Source organism: Algorimicrobium algoritergicola (genome assembly GCF_008086165.1).
In the GTDB taxonomy this organism is placed as follows: Bacteria; Bacteroidota; Bacteroidia; order Flavobacteriales; family Flavobacteriaceae; genus Algorimicrobium; species Algorimicrobium algoritergicola.
Genome location: NZ_VSKL01000003.1, coordinates 125736 through 145447, shown reverse-complemented (window position 1 = coordinate 145447; position 19712 = coordinate 125736). Strand labels below are relative to the sequence as shown.

The following is a 19712-nucleotide window of genomic DNA, read 5'->3' as shown; positions in this document are numbered from 1 at the left end:
CTTAAAATAATTATTAAGTATCTTTAATGTTTAGAAGTAAATTATGAAAAAAGCTGTATTTCCAGGATCTTTTGATCCATTAACTTTAGGTCATTACGATATTATTAAACGCGCCATCAAACTGTTTGATGAAGTTATTGTTGCCATTGGTGTAAATGCTGAAAAAAACTACATGTTTTCATTAGAAGAGCGCATGCGGTTTATAGAAGAATCATTTGCTGGCGAACCTAAAGTAAAGGTGGTTTCGTATGAAGGTTTAACAGTCGATTTTTGCCTGAAAAATAACGTCGAATTTATCCTTCGTGGTTTGCGTAACCCCGGAGATTTCGAATTTGAAAAAGCCATTGCCCATACGAATCGCGATTTAGCACCAATAGAAACCGTGTTTTTGTTAACGGCTGCGAATACGTCCTATATTTCATCATCCATTGTGCGCGATGTGATTCGCAATCATGGCGATTATACCAAATTAGTACCCATTAGTGTTCGGGTGAAATAACTATTTAAACTTGTATTCTGAAAGTGGTTTTGGAAACTCTTCTGGATTAGCAGCTAAATGATATCGAGGATCATCAACCGCTTCAACAATAACTTCTCTGAATTTCGGACTAGCCTTATACATGAGCAATTTGCAATCTTCGCTTAAGTGTTTCAATTTAATAGATTTTCCTTCGGCTTCATATTTTTCAACTAAATTAAAAATAGCTTCCAAAGCGGAGTGATCACTGATACGAGATTCTACAAAGTCAATTTCAACGTTCTGCGGATCGTTTTTAGGGTCAAACTTTTGATTAAAAGCTGTAATACTTCCGAAAAATAAAGGACCCCAAATTTCGTAAACTTTGGTGCCATCTTCACGCATGCGTTTTCTGGCGCGAATACGTTTGGCATTCTCCCAAGCAAAAGCCAATGCCGAAATAATAACACCAACAAAAACGGCAATTGCTAAATCGAATATTACGGTTACAGCTGAAACAATAACGAGCACAAATGCATCGGATTTTGGAATTTTTTTAATAATGCGGAAACTTGACCAAGCAAATGTTTCAATAACCATGATAAACATGACGCCTATAAGTGCGGCAATTGGTACTTGCTCAATTAATTTGTCTGTAAAAAGTATAAAGGTTAACAAGGTTAAAGCCATTACGATACCTGATAGACGACCACGACCACCAGCGTTAATATTAATTACCGTTTGCCCAATCATACCGCAACCTCCAGTTCCACCAAAAAGACCTGACATAATATTTCCGGTTCCTTGAGCAATACATTCTTGATCACCATTTCCTCTGGTATCGGTTAATTCGTCTACCAAATTCATGGTCATCAACGACTCAATTAAACCAACAGAAGCCGCTAAAAACGCATACGGAAGAATAAAATTAAGCGTGTCCCAATTAATTGGAAGATTCTGCCAAAGCTCTAAATTAGGGGTAGGAAATTCGCCTTTCAAACCTGTTCCACCACCTTCAATAATGTATGATCCAACCGTTGATACGTCTAAATTAAAACCAATAGCAATAAATGTTGTGACTAAGATAGCGGTTAATGCCGCAGGGATTTTTTTAGTTATTTTTGGTAAAATGGTCATAATAGCCATGGTTAAAAATACCAAGCCTAGCATTAAATAGAGTTCAGAACCGCGCATATAAGTGCTAACATATTCCTTAACGCCATCGGCAGAAACGACTAATGATTTATGTGTAAACATTTTTACTTGTGCCCAAAAAATAACAATAGCTAAACCGTTTACAAAACCGAGCATTACGGAGTGCGGAATTAAACGCACAAAACGTCCTAACTTAAATACACCAGCTAAAATTTGAATAATTCCCATTAAAATAACGCAAGCCATTAAGTAGAAAAAACCCATATTATCTACAGGCTGATCAAAAAGAAGACCTTTTGTATGTCCATCAGCAATCATGGTAACAAAAATAACAGCAACTGCTCCTGCAGCTCCAGAAATTAAACCAGGTCTTCCTCCAAAAATTGCAGCAATTAATCCAATAATAAATGCACCAGAAAGTGCCATAAGTGGGTCTATTTGTGCCACAAAAGCAAATGCTACCACTTCTGGAATCATTGCTAATGACACGGTTATCCCGCTTAAAATATCATTTTTAGGATTAGTAGTAAATTTTCGAAAAAATTGAGTCATCATTCTTTTTTTTGAGGGTGCAAAAATACAGTTAATATAAACACCTACAAGATTATATTGTGATAAATTGTTTAAGTTTACCTATTAAAATTTCAAATATGATTCGTATTAGTCAGTTGTTAGTCATTTGTTTGACTTTCAGTTTTTTACAAGCACAAAACAAAAAAGATAATTTTATAACGGTTTTTGAAACAAGCAATGGAACGGAAACGGCTACGTATCATCAAACCATTCAATATTATTCGGATTTGGCAAATGCCTTTCCTCAAATTCAACTTCAAGCCATTGGGAAAACAGATTCTGGTGAGCCTTTGCATATCGTGACTTTTAATTCAGATGCTGAATTTAATTTCGAAACCATTCGTAAAAATAAACGTGTATTACTAATCAATAATGGCATTCATCCTGGTGAAAGCGATGGTATAGATGCGACTATGATGTTATTTCGTGATATGGCTCAAGGAAAAATTTCAGCACCAAAAAATACGGTATTAGTCACCATTCCTATTTATAATGTTGGTGGAAGTTTAAACAGAAATACAGGAACGCGAGCCAATCAAAATGGTCCTAAAGCATACGGTTTTCGTGGCAATGCACAGAATTTTGATTTGAACCGTGATTTTATAAAAAACGATACCGAGAATGCTCGAACCTTCGCTCAAATTTTTCATTTAGTAAAGCCTGATGTGTTTATTGATAACCATGTCAGTAATGGTGCCGATTATCAATATATACTAACCCATTTATTTACACAACATAATAAGTTAGGTGGCGAATTGGGGAGCTATTTACAAAATACCATCATGCCAGCACTGGAAGCGGATTTACAAAAGAAAGATTGGGATATTACACCTTATGTAAATGTTTTTAATCAAGTTCCGGAAATTGGTTTTAGTCAATTTATGGATTATTCACGATATTCAACTGGGTACACAGCGCTTTGGAATGTTGTGGGGATGATGGTCGAAACACACATGCTAAAGCCATACAAGTCAAGAGTAGAAGGAACATACGAACTGATGAGAAGCATGATTGCAATAACTGAAAAAGAAGGTGAACGTATTTCTACAATGCGCCAAGCTGCTTTTGAATCTTTTAAAAATCAGAAAATGTATCCGTTAGATTGGGAAGTAGATACTACAAAATACACCACATTAAATTTTAAAGGTTTTGAAGGGAAAATGATTTCAAGTACTGTAACAGGAAAGGAGCGCTTAAAATACGATAGAGAGAAGCCTTTTGAAAAACCGGTTGCTTATCAAAATTATTTTAAACCAACGGTTGACGTTGCCGTTCCAAAAGCCTACATCATTCCACAAGGTTGGCACAGAGTAATTGATTTATTGAAACTGAATGGTGTTCAGATGAATCGTTTTGAAAAAGACACCATACTAGCCGTAGAATCGTACAAAATAGCCGATTTTGAAACACGAAAAAGTCCGTATGAAGGCCATTATCAGCATTATAAGACATCTGTTACAGCATCCGAAAATAACCTCTTATTCAGAAAAGGTGATTATTGGATTTCAACCAATCAAAATGCGATACGTTATCTAGTAGAAACATTAGAACCTCAAGCACCAGATTCCTTTTTTAATTGGAATTTCTTCGATACAATTTTACAGAAGAAAGAAGGTTTTTCGCCTTACGTTTTTGAGGATACGGCTTCAGAATTATTGGAGTCTAATTCAGAATTAAAAGCAGAATTTGAAGCTAAAAAACAAGCCGAAACCCAATTCGCCAATAATTGGTACGCGCAATTAAATTGGTTATATGAACGCTCCAACAATTATGAGCCGGCTTATATGCAATATCCTGTTTATCGCATTAAATAAGTATATTTTAGAGTTTTGATAATGTGTTGATTAGTCGTTATATTTCAGATGTAAAATATTTTTTACACCATGTAAAAGCTATTTAAAAATAACTTAATTTTGTTTAAAATTTATATCGCGCTTATGCGTTTTTAATGAACAAATACATTGTTGTTAATCAACCAGAAAAATGGAATTTTTCGATTGAGAACATTACTGTGATTTCGTCACAAGATTACCTTACAAACCCACAATTTTCACTTTTAAAAAATGCACGAATCTTTAACTTGTGTAAAGATTATTCGTACCAATCTAAAGGATATTATGTGTCGCTTTTAGCAGAAGCTAGAGGGCATTTAGCAATTCCTACGGTTAAGAATATCGTAGATTTGAAAGCACTAAAACTCGTCCGAATCATATCCGATGAGTTTGATGATGTGATTCAGCAAAGCTTGAAAAACATTAAATCGCAAGACTTTACCTTAAGTATTTATTTTGGGCAAAATGTGGCTCAAAAATATAAAGAATTAAGCGCCTTGTTTTATAAGCATTTTCAAGTGCCATTTTTACGCGTAAAATTTAATCATTCCACCAAATGGCATGTGCAGAGTATTCGTGCTATTGCAGAATCGGAAATTCCGGAAGAACATATGTCAAGTGTGCATGCATTTGCAAATCAGTATTTTGCTAAAAAACGCTATGATACACCCAAGTTAATTAAGTCGGATTTCGATTTAGCTATTTTGGTGAACCCGAATGATCCAGCGCCTCCAAGTAATGCTAAAGCACTCAAGAAATTTATTGATGTAGCCGAAAAGATGAATATTTATGCTGAAATCATTGAGCCTAAAGATTTATCGCGCTTGTCATCTTTTGATGCTTTGCTAATTCGCCAAAGTACTGAAGTGAATAATGAAGCCTATGCATTTGCTAGAAAGGCCCAACAAGATGGGATTGCCATTGTAGATTATCCAGATGCCATTTTAAAATGTTGTAACAAAGTTTACATGGCTGAAGCTTTAAACAATGCGAATATTGCCACGCCAAAAACCATTATTGTTCATAAGGATAATAGGCATGAAGTGATAGCACAAGTAGGTTTACCATGTGTGTTAAAAGCACCGGATTCTACCTTTTCGTTTGGTGTTAAAAAGGCTAAAACCGAAGAAGAATATCATGCACTTGTAAACAGCATGTTGAAAGAATCGGATTTAATTATAGCGCAGGAATTTTGCCCATCGGATTACGATTGGCGCATTGGAATTATTGATGACAAACCCTTTTTTGCTTGTAAATACTATATGGCAAAAGGCCATTGGCAAATCTATAATTGGGATGCCAAAAAGAAAGATGATCAAGATGGAAATGCTGATTGTTTACCAATAGAAGACGTGCCAAAAATTGTATTAGATATGGCTTTGAAATCTGCCAAGTTAATGGGTAAAGGGCTTTATGGTATTGATATTAAGGTCGTAAATGAAAAACCGATGGTTATTGAAATTAATGACAACCCAAATATAGATTTTGGTGTAGAAGATCGTTATTATGGAGATGCTATTTATGTAGAAATTTTAACAGCTTTAAAAAATAGATTGGATTAATAATGAGTGCTAAAAGATATCATTTATTTGAAGTTTACGGTATTGAGCTGGAGTATATGCTCGTTTCAAATACCTTTAAACCTGCTTCTATTGTTGATAAGTTGCTCACTAAAAAAGCTGGTGAGTTAACATCTGATGTGGAAAATGGAGCCATAGCTTGGAGTAATGAATTGGTGGCTCATGTGGTAGAATTAAAAACCAATGGACCAACAGCCGATTTAAATGGATTGTCCGAATCGTTTCATAAAAATATTCTTGAAATTAATCAGATTTTGAAAGAATTTGATTCGAAATTGCTTCCAACAGCTGCACATCCATTATTGAATCCGTTGATAGATACCGAACTTTGGAAACATAGTTATAGTGAGGTTTACGAATTGTACAACCGGATTTTTAATTGCAAAGGTCACGGTTGGAGCAATGTGCAAAGCACACATATTAACTTGCCTTTTTTTGATGATACCGAATTTGAAAAATTACACGCCGCCATTCGTGTTATTTTGCCACTTATCCCAGGTTTGTGTGCAAGTTCGCCAATTTTAGAAGGAAAAAACACTGGCTTTAAAGATGCCAGATTGGAATACTACAAAACCAACCAGAAGGAAATACCGGAATTGACAGGTTTGGTTATTCCAGAACGTGCTTTTACCAAGTTAGATTATAATGAAACGGTTTTCGAGCCTATAAAACGCGCCATAAAACCACACGACACCAATCATATTTTAGATCATCACTTTTTAAATTCTCGCGGTGCCATTGCACGATTTGATAGAAATGCTATTGAAATTCGTTTGGTTGATATTCAAGAATGCCCGAAGGCCGATATTGCTATTTGTGCGCTTATTATTGCTGTTTTGAAGTTTTTAGTAGACGAAAAAACCACCACTTTACAAGAGCAGAAAAAATGGACGAAGGAAGATTTATACGCCATATTAAACCCGATAATAAAGGAGGGTGAGCACTATGAGGTTTCAAATTTTGACTACTTGAAGTTGTTTCAAGTGGAAAAAACCTTGACAGTTCAAGCATTATGGCAACACCTTTTTCAGCTGACAAAAGATTCTATCAATGATTCTCATCACGAAGCTCTGGATTGTATTTTAAGTGAAGGCACGTTGGCAACGCGTATTTTAAAAGCGGTAAATGACGATTATTCTGAAGTACATATTAAAAATGTCTATTGGGAATTAGCAGATTGTCTGCATAAAAATGCGATGTTTAAACCGTGAAACTGATTTTAACTTGCGAGCATGGTGGTAATCATATTCCTAAAGAATATGAAGGGTTATTTATAAATCAAGAAGCTATATTAAACGCGCATCGTGGTTTTGATTTGGGCGCTTTGGATGTATTCCAAAGCTTAAAACCAATAGCAGATTTTTCTAAATTTAGTAACACAAGTCGCTTACTTGTTGAATTAAATAGATCACTACATCATAAAGATTTGTTTTCGAAATTTACAAGAGAACTTTCAAAAGCAGAAAAGCAGAAAATAATAGCGCAATATTATAAGCCGTATCGAGATGCTGTAGAAGGTGTCATTTCACAATGTATACAGGAAGGCGAAACGGTTATTCATGTTTCTATTCACAGTTTTACACCAATTTGGAAAAACGTAGAAAGGCGCGTTGATATTGGTTTGCTATATGATTCTCGAATTCCTAAAGAAAAGGATTTTTGTAAAGTGTTTAAAACAGAAATATTGAGAATCAGCAATAATTATGAAATTCGCTTCAACCAACCGTATTTAGGTAAAGCAGATGGATTTCCAACCTATTTAAGAAAGCAGTTTTCAGAAAATTATATTGGTGTTGAGCTTGAAATTAATCAGAAGTATTCTAGTAATAATCAGATGGCTGATTCATTAAAAACGCTAATTTTTGGCGCTATAAAGCAATGTAAATTAGAATAGCAGCTTAATATTGGCATAACTATTTTTTAAAGCTTCTTGCGCTTCCGCTTCATTCAGCCAAGCAACTTTGGTGATGCCTTCATTTTCTTGAGGTTCTAAAGTGCCAGAGTAGGAGGTTGTCATTTCAAACCAATAGGTAATTTTGATTTTGTATTTACCATTTCGCTTAAATATATGATACGTTGTTTCAAGTGGTTTGGTTATTTTTAAACCTTCAACACCTGTTTCTTCTTCAACTTCGCGAATTGCAGTCGTTTCAATAGATTCTTTCTTTTCAGTCTTTCCTTTTGGTAAATCCCATTTATCATTTCTGAAAATAAATAGAATTTCTCCTTTATCATTATATACTTTTCCACCTCCAGCAATAACATTCGGTAGTTTTTTAAGGAATTTTTTAAGGAGCTTTTCTTCTTTAGAATGTATAAGATGAACTTCCTTAACAGATTTCTTGTTCAAATCTTTAATGACTTTGGTGATAGCAACAGATTTTAATAAGTAGTTTTTGAAAGATGATTCCTTTTCAACCTCTGTTGTTAAGATAATAGGTTTATCATTAACAAAAACTTTGTACATAGTGTCTATTGTTGCAATTAGGTTTTGTAAAAATATTAAAAATAATAGGATAGCAATAGATTTAAAAAATTAATTTTAAATCATATTTTAAAAATGCAGATTAGGTAAAAAAGTGTAATTTTGCTGCTATGATTTTTAATAAAGACACAGCCAGAAAAACTGCCGAAGTTCTACTTCAGGTAAATGCAATAAAATTACAGCCTACTGACCCCTTTACATGGGCTTCGGGATGGAAATCGCCTATTTATTGTGATAATAGAATTATACTTTCTTATCCACCAATCCGAAATTACATTCGTGAAACCATGGCCAAGCAGATTGAAAAACAATATGGTAAACCAGATGTTATTGCAGGTGTTGCAACTGGAGCTATAGGTATTGGCATGCTGGTTGCTGAGTATTTGGGTTTACCATTTGTATATGTACGACCGGAAGCTAAAAGTCATGGTCGCCAAAACCAAATTGAAGGACATTTGGAGCCTGGACAAAACGTGGTTGTGGTTGAGGATTTAATTAGTACTGGACAAAGTAGCTTAAATGCTGTTCGCGCTTTAAAAGAAAATCATGCGAATGTTAAAGGTATGATGGCCATTTTTACTTATGGTTTTAATATTTCAAAAGAAAATTTTGAGAAAGAGAATGTGCATTTAACGACTTTAAGTGATTACAATTCACTTTTAGATGAAGCCTACCATACGAATTATATATCAACTAAAGAACAAGCCATTTTAGCTACTTGGAATGCTAATCCAGCAGAATGGAACGCTAATTGATAGTATTAAAACAAATATTACAAACTTATATTATATACCTATTATGAATTTAGAATCTCCGAAAACAACTATCAATAAATCACCTGAAGCGGTGTTTAATTTCTTGTCAGATATTAAAAACTTTGAAAAATTAATGCCTGATAACATTAGTAAATTTGAAGTGTTAGGCGAGGATAAATTTTTATTTGCATTAAAAGGTATGCCGGAAATTATTCTTAAGAAGAAGGAAATGATATCACCAAATAAAATTGTTCTTGGAGCTGCTGGTGGAAAATTGGATTTTTCTTTAATCGGGAATATTACAGAAATTGATGCGAATACGAGTGAAGTACAACTTCAATTTAGCGGCGAATTCAATGCTATGATGGCCATGATGATAAAAGGACCTATTTCAAAATTTATTGAAACATTAGCTAGTAATATGCCAAAAGCTGTATAATTAGTATAGCAACGTAACTTCCTTTAACTCATATTCGGCAATTATTTCGTCTTCTAATAAAACACGAAGATTTCCTAAATTGGTTACACCTTGGATGTATCCGGTGAATAAATTACCTGCTTGATCTTTAAAGGTTGACGGTTTATTTTTTCTGAATAGGTAACTTTCATAATTTTCTTTTAAAAGTTTGTGTTGATTGGTTTTTAACTGATTAAAATAAAATTTTAAATTGGTTATGATGCTTAATAGCAATTCATCGGTGTTTAAATGGGTGCCTGCAATTAGTTGTAGGGAAGTTGCATTAGGGAGATCTTTAAATTGAGTTTGGTTAACATTTAGCCCAATACCAATTATAGTACCTCCAAAAGCATTTTGTTTAACCGTGTTTTCTATAAGAATGCCACAAATCTTTTTGTCCTCTGACAAAATGTCGTTAGGCCATTTTATACTTAATTTGGGTATTAAAAACTGTTGCAAGGTTTTAATTAGTGCTAAAGAAGTAACGATACTAATAAAGAAATTGTCTTGAAAACCCAAGAATGAAACGTTCTTGAACACGCTAAACATCAGGTTTTTATCGGTTTCAGATTGCCAGTTTGTGCCACGTTGTCCACGTCCATGAGTTTGGTGCTTGGCGGTAACAGTAGTATAATCTGCCAACGTGTTGTTGGAGCTTAATGCTCTTAAATATGAGTTGGTAGAATCGGTGGCATCAAGTTTGATTATATGCATTCGGTGAATTATTGAGTATAGACGTAAAATCTTATGATTTTTTTACGGTATAAAGAACTAAAAAATAATAACTTTGCACAAATTAAATTAAGTGAATGGCAAAAAAACAAATCAATGCAGACCAATTGATAGCTACTATTTTAAGCGGAATTGAGGACGTAAAAGGAAAAGACATAAATATATTGGATTTACGCGAGATTGAAAACACGGTTTGCGACTACTTCATTATATGCGAAGGTGCTTCGAACACACAAGTAAATGCCATTGTAAATTCCATCCAGAAAAAAGTAAGTAAAGAACTGAAAGATAAGCCTTGGCATATTGAAGGTTCTGATAATGCTGAATGGGTTTTAATGGATTATGTGAACATTGTAGTTCATGTTTTTCAGAAACACATTCGCGAGTATTATGATATTGAAAGTCTTTGGGGTGACGCAAAAACAACGGTAATTGAAACAAACTATTAAGGGATATTAATGAACAAGGATACCAAGAAAGATAAAAACAAGAAACCTAAATTCAATATGTATTGGATTTATGGTGGCGTAATCGTACTATTTATTGCCATGCAAGTTTTGGGCGGAAGCGGATTTGATGAAACAAATCCAACTACACCATCTCAATTCATGACATTTTTAAAAGATGGCGATGTTGATAAAGTAGAAATTGTAAATAGGCGTGAAGCTAAAGTGTATTTAACGTCTGAAGCAGAAGCAAAAGACGTACATAAAAAATCCAAGCCTACATCATTATTACCAACAGCTACCAAGCTACCAAATTATCGTTTTGAATTTGGTGATCTTCAAAATTTTGAAGATGATATAGCCAAAGTAATACAAGCGGAAGATTTAGATCCAAAACCAAAAGTTGAGTACAAAACGGAACAAAATGTTTGGGGTGATTTCTTGATAGGATTATTACCATTTATTTTATTAATCGGAGTTTGGATTTTTATTATGAGACGCATGTCTGGTGGTTCTGGAGGTGGAGCAGGTGGTCAAATATTTAATATTGGAAAATCACGTGCTAAACTATTTGATGAGAATACAGATGTAAAAACATCCTTTAAAGATGTTGCCGGTTTAGAAGGTGCTAAAGAAGAAGTTCAAGAAATTGTAGATTTCCTTAAAAACCCAGAAAAATACACCAATTTAGGGGGTAAAATTCCTAAAGGTGCTTTATTAGTAGGGCCTCCAGGAACAGGTAAAACATTATTAGCTAAAGCCGTTGCTGGTGAAGCAAAAGTACCGTTCTTTTCATTGTCTGGTTCAGATTTCGTGGAAATGTTTGTAGGTGTTGGTGCTTCTAGAGTACGAGATTTATTTAAACAAGCTAAAGAGAAATCGCCAGCTATTATTTTCATTGATGAAATTGATGCTATTGGTCGTGCTCGTGGAAAAAATAATATGTCAGGTTCTAATGATGAACGTGAAAACACATTAAATCAATTACTAACAGAAATGGATGGTTTTGGAACTAATACAAACGTTATTGTATTGGCGGCAACCAACCGAGCAGATGTTTTAGATAAAGCATTAATGCGTGCTGGACGTTTTGATAGACAAATTTTTGTTGATCTTCCAGATGTTCGTGAACGTAAGGAAATTTTTGAAGTGCATTTAAGGCCTTTAAAAAAGGCAGACGATTTAGATATAGATTTCTTATCCAAACAAACGCCAGGTTTCTCTGGAGCTGATATTGCTAACGTTTGTAACGAAGCTGCTTTAATTGCTGCCAGAAATGGTAAAAAAGCTGTAGATAAACAAGATTTCTTGGATGCTGTAGATAGAATAGTAGGTGGACTTGAAAAGAAAAATAAAATTATAACACCAGGTGAGAAGAAGGCTGTTGCTTATCATGAAGCTGGTCACGCAACCGTAAGTTGGATGTTAGAACATGCAGCACCTTTAGTTAAAGTTACTATTGTGCCTCGTGGACGTTCATTAGGAGCAGCTTGGTATTTACCAGAGGAACGCTTAATTGTTAGACCCGAACAGATGTTAGATGAAATGTGCGCTGCTTTAGGTGGTCGTGCGGCTGAAAAAGTAATTTTCAACCAAATTTCAACTGGTGCTTTAAGCGATTTAGAAAAAGTTACCAAACAAGCGCGAGCTATGGTAACGGTTTATGGCTTAAGTGAAAAAGTCGGGAATTTAACGTATTATGATTCTTCAGGACAAAACGAATACGGTTTTACAAAACCTTATAGTGAGAAAACTTCTGAATTAATTGATGACGAAATTTCTAGAATCATAGAAGAACAGTACCAACGTGCCATTAAACTTCTTGAAGAAAATAAAGATAAATTAACCGAATTAGCTAATGTGCTTTTGGAAAAAGAAGTTATTTTTAAAGATAATTTAGAAAAAATATTTGGAAAACGACCATTTGATAAACATGTGATCGCTACCGAAGAAGAAGAATAATTCATAATTTTTCTGTTAACATTTATTAAAAATCTTAAATTAGCCTTACGGTTCGTTTAAGATTTTTTATATTTGAAAAACACCTTAAATTACTCGTATTTAATAGCAAAAACATAAATGAGTCTATTTAGAAAAATTTTTGGTTCCAAATCTGTTGATTCAGATAACGAATTAAAATCTAATGAGCGTGGCAAATATATGCCAGAAATTAAACTACCTATAGATGAGCGGTTTACTATAAACTTCAAGGCTAATGGTGGTAAGTTTCTGTATTGCGAAAATTTAGATGAAATTTTTGATAGCTTAAACAACATTATTATTGAAAATGATTGGGAAGATAAAAGTGTGTTAATCTATGATGAGCAATTAAATCAAAAATTTAAAAATTCCGATTTAAAGGTGACACGTGTCAGTACTGACGCCGAATATTTTTTAACAACCTGCGAAAACTTAATTGCGGATGATGGTTCGTTATTAATTTCATCAAATCAAATTGCGGAAAAGAAATTAATTGAATTCCCTGAAAACTTTATTGTTTTTGCAACAACTAGCCAAATTACAGCTAGTATTGGAGAGGGTTTACGTGGAATAAAAAACAACAATACCAAGAGAATACCTACGAATATTACGACCATAAAACATTTTAAAACTTCAGAAAATAAAGAGAAAGAAAATGATTTTATGAGTTATGGCAGCAATTCTAAAAATTTATATTTACTTCTGTTAGAAGACCTATAGCATGAAAGAAATCCTTATAAGATCCTTTACGGGTTTGTTATATGTTTCATTGTTAATGGTGTCCCTATTAAATGAACACGCATTAATAATACTGTTTTTTATTTTTGGATTGATATGTATGGGTGAATTTAAAAAACTCATTGGTTATAAATCTTTTTGGCCTTATGTGATATTTATACTCATGTATTTAATATTTGGTTATTGGCAGTTTTTTATGAAAACAGATGCTGGCTTAAGTGAAGCTACACGCATTCTACAAGTGATAACTATATTTGTACAACTGCTTTTGATTAAAGATTTATTTGCAGAAAAACGAATTCCATTATTTGTTTCCAAACGATTTTTACTCTCTACCTTTTACCTGTCTAGTGCATTTGTGTTTCTAGTTCTGATACCTAATTATCATGGTGAGTATAACCCATTTATTTTATTAGGTGCTTTTATTTTGGTCTGGGTAAATGATACCTTTGCCTTTCTGGTTGGTAAGAATTTTGGTAAACAAAAACTTTTCGAGAAGATCTCACCCAAGAAAACGGTTGAAGGTTTTATCGGTGGATTATTTTTTTCATCCGTAGCTAGCTATTTTATTGCTACCTTTACCGAAACATTAAGTTTTAATAATTGGCTTATATTAGCCATTATAATTAGTGTTTTTGGAACTTTAGGAGACTTAATAGAATCCAAATTTAAACGTCAAGCTGGTGTTAAAGATAGTGGTGTTATTATGCCTGGTCATGGCGGATTGTTAGACCGGTTAGATAGTATTATTTTTGCAGCTCCATTTATTCATTTGTTTTTAGAAATTATATAACATGTTTCATAAAGAAGGACATAAAATTATTTTAATTACGCTTATCGTTGTTGTAGCGTTATTCCTAATATCAGATACTTACGTGATATTACCATGGCTTAACATGATAATCATGATAGGCTTATTATTGTTTTTATTGTTGATTTTACAATTCTTTAGAAACCCTAAAAGACAAACATCATATAATAATAACAATATTGTTTCACCTGTGGATGGTAAAGTTGTTGTAATAGAGGAGGTTTTTGAAAAAGAATATTTCAAGGAGAAACGTTTACAGGTTAGCATCTTCATGTCGCCTATAAATGTACATGTTACGAGATATCCAATTGGTGGACAAGTGGTGTATAGTAAATACCATCCAGGTAAATATTTAGTAGCCTGGCATCCAAAAGCAAGTGAGGAGAACGAACGTACTACAGTGGTTGTTGAAAATGAAGTTTTCGGACCTATATTATATAGACAAATTGCGGGAGCTCTCGCAAAACGAATAGTCAATTATGCTAAGGAAGGTCAACAAATAAATCAAGGAGGTGATTCTGGATTTATAAAATTTGGTTCGCGTGTGGATTTATTTTTACCTTTAGATGCAAAAATTAACGTGTCACTTAACCAAAAAGTTCGTGGTGCTGAAAGTATTATAGCCGAAAAATAATGACTTCTGAAGAATTAGATATCGCCTTTAAAGAAGCTGTTGATAGAATTAACGATCATCATGAGCCGTTTCCTGCCGACTTTTTATTAAGGTTATACGCTTATTTCAAAAAAGCCACTAACGATTATAGTAGACCTAGTAGTAGTAAGCCATTAATCTCCGCTTTTAAAACTAATGCATTGTTTCAAATTCAGAACATTACTGAAGATGAGGCTAAAGAAACCTATATTGAGTTGGTAAATAATTATTTCCTTTATAGAAAATAGATAAGCTGTACCGGTTTTTTTTAAGCTAATTTTCTCAATTCTTATTGATTATCCAAAACAAATTCTAATGGTTTTCCTGTTGCACCATTTGGGAAACTTATCCCTAACATAGCCGATATAGTTGGTGCTATATCTGGAATAACTGTTTTTTCAAGAGTACTACCTTTCGCTATACCTTTTCCGAAGAATAATAAAGGCACATGGGTGTCATAATTGAAGCCACTACCATGTGTTGATCCTGTTTTACTGTACGATATATATGCGGCATCAGGAACTATTAATACATCTCCTGAACGCTTTTGGTTATAACCATTCTGTAATAAGGATTCAATTCCCGTTGTAAAAGATGTGTTGTGCATGGTTGTTGCTGTGTAAATTTTAGCAACATGTTCGTACTTTATTAATTCATTCACAATAGTTTCTTGAACATCAGATAAATTTAATTGTAATTCTGAAATTTTAGCTCTGTTCAAAAATATCTGATTATTACTCACGTTTTCTATTAAATCTTCAGATCCAAACCTTTCAGTCATAAAGGCGTTAAATTTCTGTTTGGTCTCTCTGTTGTTTACATAACCAGAAGGGATTTTAACAGACTTTAAATAAGTAGGCACATCAACAGCACCGTGATCTGCCGTTAAAAACACGGTATATTCACCTACGCCAACTGTTTTATCTAAATAGTTAAAAAAGCGCTCAAGATCTAAATCCAAACGTAAATACGTGTCTTGAATTTCCTTGGAATTAACACCAAAGTTATGGCCAACATAATCCGTGCTTGAATAGCTTAAAGTTAAGATGTCCGTTATATTATCTTGACCTAATTGTTCACCAGCAATGGCAGCTATGGCAAAATCGGTTGTTAAATTATTTCCGTAGGCTGTAGCTTTTAGAATGTCAAAGCCTTTGTTGTCGGTTTTTAGTTGTTCCAAATCATAAGGAAAAGTTGCTGTTTCTCGGCCTTTAAAACCACCTTCAAAATCATTTAAATCGGGTCCACTTTCAGTATATGTTTCAATAGGATAAAGCGTATTCCAAACTTTTAAATAAGATTCAGCCGTATCTGCTGAATTAAATTGTTTTACCCAATTCGGTAATTCATTCATGTAAAACGAACTACTAATCCATTGGCCTTCATCTTCACCGTGAAACCAATATGCAGCGTTTGCAGCATGTCCTGCTGGTAAAATAGCACCTCTATCTTTCATAGATATACCAATAGTTTTACCTTTCATTTGCGTAAACAAACGATTTTCATCTGCAAATGATGTGGTTTGCATACGATGTGGCGACATTTTTCCAGCATCATCTAAAGTTCCAATAGGCTGAACATTATCGTCGCCAGCGCAATACACAGATTCTTTTATTTCTTTATCATACCAATTATTGGCTATAATACCATGATATTTTGGCGTGGTTCCAGTAAAAACAGAGGCGTGTCCTGGTCCAGTGTACGTTGGGATATAATTAAAATGATTGTTTTTACAGTTAAAACCGTCATTCATCATGCGTTTAAATCCACCTTCAGAGTATTTGCTATAAAAACGCGTTAAATAATCATATCTCATTTGGTCTACAACAATCCCAACCACTAATTTCGGATTGCCGTTTTTTATGCTTTTTTCTGAAGAACTTGTCGGGTTTATTGGAGCTTTTTGAGCATGACAAGCACTAAATATAAAGACAATTATTATAATAAAAATACTGTTTTTCATTTTGGAAGGGTATTTATAATTCAAAAGTAATGATTTTTAAATATCCCTAAATAAAATTACCGTTAAATACATATTTGTTTTTTATTTTAGCAGGAACAAAAAGCAAAATGACATACCTATATAATATTGGTACTTATTTTTTAATGATTAAGGAAATGTTTCGTAAGCCAACGAAATGGTCCGTGATGAAGCGCTTAATTATTAATGATATTGACGACTTAATTATTGGGTCGTTGGGTATAGTTGCCTTTATTTCATTTTTTGTTGGCGGTGTTGTTACTATACAAACAGCCTTAAACATGACGAGTCCTATAATTCCGAAAACGCTTATTGGGTTTGCTACAAGGCAATCGGTTATATTAGAATTTGCTCCAACTTTTATTTCAGTAATTATGGCTGGTAAAGTGGGGTCGTTTATAACTTCAAGTATCGGTACAATGCGTGTTACGGAGCAAATAGATGCTTTGGAAGTTATGGGTATCAATGCGGTTAATTATTTGGTGTTTCCAAAATTTATAGCCCTCATGTTGTATCCATTTGTTATATCAATTGCCATGTTTTTAGGAATTGTTGGTGGTTTGGCAGCTTGTTATTTTGGAGGCTATAGTACGGTGGAAGATTATATAACAGGAGTTCAATTGGATTTTATCCCTTTCCATATTACTTATGCGTTTATTAAAACAATTATTTTTGCGTTCCTTCTTGCTACAATTCCCTCATATTATGGTTTTTATATGCGTGGCGGAGCATTAGAAGTTGGAAAAGCAAGTACAACATCATTTGTATGGACCAGTGTAATGATTATACTTTGTAACTATATATTAACCCAAATGTTGTTAAGCTCATGATAGAAGTTAAAAATTTACATAAGTCCTTTGGAGATGCGCACATATTAAAAGGTATTTCAACTACCTTCGAGAAGGGTAAAACAAGTTTGGTAATTGGTCAAAGTGGTTCGGGTAAAACTGTTTTTTTAAAATGTTTATTAGGTTTATTTCAGCCAGAAGAAGGTGCTATTTTATATGATGGTAAAGTGTATTCTGAATTATCTGACAACCAAAAAAGTGATTTACGTGCAGAAATGGGTATGGTTTTTCAAGGTAGTGCCTTATTTGACTCCATGACTATTTTAGAGAATGTTATGTTTCCTTTACGCATGTTTACCAAGCAAAGTAAAAGTGAAATGCAAGATCGTGCAGATTTTGTTTTAAACCGCGTGAATTTATCGGATGATCATAATAAATATCCAAGTGAAGCCTCTGGAGGTATGCAAAAACGTGCAGCTATAGCACGCGCAATTGTCAACAAACCGAAGTATCTTTTTTGTGATGAGCCTAATTCGGGATTAGATCCTAAAACGGCAATGGTTATTGATAATTTAATTTTAGAAATTACAGAAGAGTACAATATGACAACCATTATCAACTCTCATGATATGAATTCTGTAATGGAAATTGGTCAGAAAATTGTATTTCTTAAAGACGGCTTAAAAGAATGGGAAGGTTCTAAAGATACTATTTTTAAAACCGACAATGAAGCTGTAACCAACTTTGTATATTCTTCTGAACTCTTTAAAAAAGTACGCCAAATGTATTTAGAAGAGCGTGCTTAATTTATTTGTCTTACAACCAGCGTATCTAGCTTTAATTTTACTTTCAACCAACGCTCTAATTTATCTTGCTCTTTAGCAATACCGGCTGTATTCATTTTTTCTTTATTCCATTTTACTGAAAATACGGAAATAGTATCCGTTTTTTCAAAGTCAGATGCAATTTCACTAGAATAGCTAAAACGGTCCAAATTTTCGTAGTTAATTTTCACTTCTTTTATAACGTCATTAAATGGTATCGTATTCTTCTCATAAGCAGATAGCGTTTTAACACGGTCTTCTAATAAACTAATTTTTTGCGTTTGGTAGATTAAATCAACAGAGTCACGAAACCTAATTTGTTCCATGTACTTCATATTATCATATTGCTCTGTACGACTTTGGTTAAATACAATTCGCGTGTTAGCTAAAGCTGGATAATCTGACGTTTTACTTTTTATTAAACCTATGGTAGATTCAGGAATTTCACCTAAACCGTACGTATTAAATTCAATATAGGAGTCTCCATCGTTAAATTTAGGAATTGTATTCTTTTTTATATACTCATATTGCGGTAAACCTTTTAGTTCATTATCTACAAAACGTTTAGCTTCTGTATCAAAATTACTTTCTTGTAATACTTTCCAAAATGTGAACCCTGCTGGTACCATAACTATGATAGCCAAGAAAGAAGCAATTTGGGCCGTACGTTTACGCCTCTTTGAATTGGCATATCTCAACATTGGGAAACGTAATGCTTTTACGACAATAAATGTTGCCAATGCTATAAAAATGGTGTTGATAATAAACAAGTACATGGCACCAAAAAAGTATGGCCAATTACCTTTAGCTAATCCGTAACCAGCGGTACACAATGGCGGCATTAAAGCTGTTGCAATGGCTACACCAAAAATGGCAGAAGCAATAGTACCTCGTTTTGTTTTTGCTATAATTAACGCTGCACCACCAAAAAAGGCAATTAATACATCACGAATATCTGGTTGTACACGTCCTAATAATTCCGAAGTATCTTCGCTTAATGGAAATAACCAAAAGAAAAGATACGCGGTTAATAAACTTAACACAATCATGGTAGCTAAATTTATTAACGACCTTTTCATGGTGTCTATATCATTGACGGCAACAGATAAACCAATACCTAAAATTGGCCCCATAAGTGGGGATATTAACATGGCACCAATAACAACAGCTGTGGAATTGGCATTTAATCCAATAGATGCAACAAAAATAGAACATACCAAAATCCAAGCAGTTGCACCTTTAAACGAAATATCTCTTTTAATGGCTTCAGTCGTTTCATCACGATCAGTATCCTCACGAAAATCCAACAACTCAATTAAGAATTTTTTTATATTTTCAAAAAGACCTCTCGCATCTTTTTTTACCGCTTTTTTAGATTCTTCAACAGCAGCCTCGCTTTTAGCTTCTTCTGCAGCAGTTTCTTTTTTAGTTTCTTCTTCAGAAAAGTTAAATTTATTTTCTTCCAT

The 19712-nt window shown here is 33.7% G+C and carries 20 protein-coding genes; 15 read left to right on the top strand and 5 right to left on the bottom strand.

The features are described from left to right. Positions 1-43: 43 nt before the first annotated feature. On the top strand, positions 44-499 hold the full coding sequence (coaD, locus tag ES675_RS09810) for a pantetheine-phosphate adenylyltransferase (RefSeq protein ID WP_066254572.1): 456 nt from the start codon (positions 44-46) through the stop codon (positions 497-499). On the opposite strand, the gene ES675_RS09805 is transcribed toward coaD, so the two are convergent. Further along, positions 500-2164 (bottom strand): SulP family inorganic anion transporter, encoded by a 1665-nt coding sequence (locus ES675_RS09805; protein WP_066254574.1) that lies wholly within the window; start codon positions 2162-2164, stop codon positions 500-502. Positions 2165-2262: 98 nt separating this feature from the next. Between ES675_RS09805 and ES675_RS09800 the strand changes: the two genes are divergently transcribed. The 4 genes from ES675_RS09800 (at position 2263) to ES675_RS09785 (ending at position 7491) form a co-directional block, all read left to right on the top strand. After that, on the top strand, positions 2263-3999 hold the full coding sequence (locus ES675_RS09800; protein ID WP_066254577.1) for a M14 family metallopeptidase: 1737 nt from the start codon (positions 2263-2265) through the stop codon (positions 3997-3999). A gap of 134 nt (positions 4000-4133) precedes the next feature. After that, entirely contained in the window at positions 4134-5579 is a 1446-nt protein-coding gene (locus ES675_RS09795) for a RimK family protein (RefSeq protein ID WP_066254582.1), read from the top strand. A 2-nt stretch (positions 5580-5581) separates the two neighbouring features. Further along, positions 5582-6808: a glutamate-cysteine ligase family protein gene (locus tag ES675_RS09790; RefSeq protein ID WP_066254585.1), complete on the top strand. Its 1227-nt coding sequence runs from the start codon at positions 5582-5584 to the stop codon at positions 6806-6808. After that, positions 6805-7491, top strand: a complete 687-nt coding sequence (locus ES675_RS09785) for an N-formylglutamate amidohydrolase (protein ID WP_066254588.1) — start codon at positions 6805-6807, stop codon at positions 7489-7491. Before ES675_RS09790 ends, ES675_RS09785 begins: the two co-directional genes overlap by 4 nt. Here the strand turns inward: ES675_RS09785 and ES675_RS09780 are convergent. Next, complete coding sequence (locus ES675_RS09780) at positions 7483-8064, bottom strand: NUDIX hydrolase (RefSeq protein ID WP_066254591.1); 582 nt, start codon at positions 8062-8064, stop codon at positions 7483-7485. The two genes, ES675_RS09785 and ES675_RS09780, sit on opposite strands and share 9 nt — an antisense overlap. A 128-nt stretch (positions 8065-8192) precedes the next feature. Between ES675_RS09780 and pyrE the strand changes: the two genes are divergently transcribed. Together pyrE and ES675_RS09770 are read left to right on the top strand one after the other, a co-directional pair. Then, positions 8193-8837, top strand: coding sequence for an orotate phosphoribosyltransferase (gene pyrE / locus ES675_RS09775; RefSeq protein ID WP_066254598.1), 645 nt, complete (start codon positions 8193-8195; stop codon positions 8835-8837). A gap of 43 nt (positions 8838-8880) precedes the next feature. Then, a complete protein-coding gene (locus ES675_RS09770; protein ID WP_066254647.1) occupies positions 8881-9276 on the top strand; it encodes an STK_08120 family protein in 396 nt (131 codons plus the stop codon). Here the strand turns inward: ES675_RS09770 and ES675_RS09765 are convergent, their stop codons facing one another. Beyond that, a complete protein-coding gene (locus ES675_RS09765) occupies positions 9277-10008 on the bottom strand; it encodes a biotin--[acetyl-CoA-carboxylase] ligase (protein WP_066254601.1) in 732 nt (243 codons plus the stop codon). A gap of 95 nt (positions 10009-10103) precedes the next feature. Between ES675_RS09765 and rsfS the strand changes: the two genes are divergently transcribed. The 6 genes from rsfS (at position 10104) to ES675_RS09735 (ending at position 14901) form a co-directional block, all read left to right on the top strand. Further along, positions 10104-10475, top strand: coding sequence for a ribosome silencing factor (rsfS, locus tag ES675_RS09760; RefSeq protein WP_066254604.1), 372 nt, complete (start codon positions 10104-10106; stop codon positions 10473-10475). A 9-nt stretch (positions 10476-10484) separates the two neighbouring features. Further along, positions 10485-12434, top strand: coding sequence for an ATP-dependent zinc metalloprotease FtsH (gene ftsH / locus ES675_RS09755; protein WP_066254606.1), 1950 nt, complete (start codon positions 10485-10487; stop codon positions 12432-12434). Positions 12435-12551: 117 nt separating this feature from the next. Next, on the top strand, positions 12552-13172 hold the full coding sequence (locus tag ES675_RS09750) for an LUD domain-containing protein (protein ID WP_066254609.1): 621 nt from the start codon (positions 12552-12554) through the stop codon (positions 13170-13172). 1 nt (position 13173) lies between these two features. Next, positions 13174-13983, top strand: coding sequence for a phosphatidate cytidylyltransferase (locus ES675_RS09745; protein WP_066254612.1), 810 nt, complete (start codon positions 13174-13176; stop codon positions 13981-13983). A 1-nt stretch (position 13984) separates the two neighbouring features. Continuing rightward, the gene (locus tag ES675_RS09740) at positions 13985-14635 is read left to right on the top strand and encodes a phosphatidylserine decarboxylase family protein (RefSeq protein ID WP_066254616.1); all 651 of its coding nucleotides are present in this window, start codon (positions 13985-13987) and stop codon (positions 14633-14635) included. After that, positions 14635-14901 carry an acyl-CoA-binding protein gene (locus tag ES675_RS09735; protein ID WP_066254621.1) on the top strand — a complete coding sequence of 89 codons (267 nt, stop codon included), beginning with the start codon at positions 14635-14637 and terminating at the stop codon, positions 14899-14901. The genes ES675_RS09740 and ES675_RS09735 overlap by 1 nt, the downstream gene beginning before the upstream one ends. 41 nt (positions 14902-14942) lie before the next feature. Here the strand turns inward: ES675_RS09735 and pafA are convergent, their stop codons facing one another. Beyond that, positions 14943-16616 carry an alkaline phosphatase PafA gene (gene pafA, locus ES675_RS09730; protein WP_066254625.1) on the bottom strand — a complete coding sequence of 558 codons (1674 nt, stop codon included), beginning with the start codon at positions 16614-16616 and terminating at the stop codon, positions 14943-14945. Between the two features lie 107 nt (positions 16617-16723). Here pafA and ES675_RS09725 point away from each other — a divergent pair, with 107 nt between their 5' ends. Together ES675_RS09725 and ES675_RS09720 are read left to right on the top strand one after the other, a co-directional pair. Next, positions 16724-17464 (top strand): MlaE family ABC transporter permease, encoded by a 741-nt coding sequence (locus tag ES675_RS09725; RefSeq protein WP_066254650.1) that lies wholly within the window; start codon positions 16724-16726, stop codon positions 17462-17464. Beyond that, positions 17461-18228 carry an ABC transporter ATP-binding protein gene (locus ES675_RS09720; protein ID WP_066254629.1) on the top strand — a complete coding sequence of 256 codons (768 nt, stop codon included), beginning with the start codon at positions 17461-17463 and terminating at the stop codon, positions 18226-18228. The genes ES675_RS09725 and ES675_RS09720 overlap by 4 nt, the downstream gene beginning before the upstream one ends. Here the strand turns inward: ES675_RS09720 and ES675_RS09715 are convergent. Beyond that, positions 18225-19712: a TIGR00341 family protein gene (locus ES675_RS09715; protein WP_066254632.1), complete on the bottom strand. Its 1488-nt coding sequence runs from the start codon at positions 19710-19712 to the stop codon at positions 18225-18227. The two genes, ES675_RS09720 and ES675_RS09715, sit on opposite strands and share 4 nt — an antisense overlap.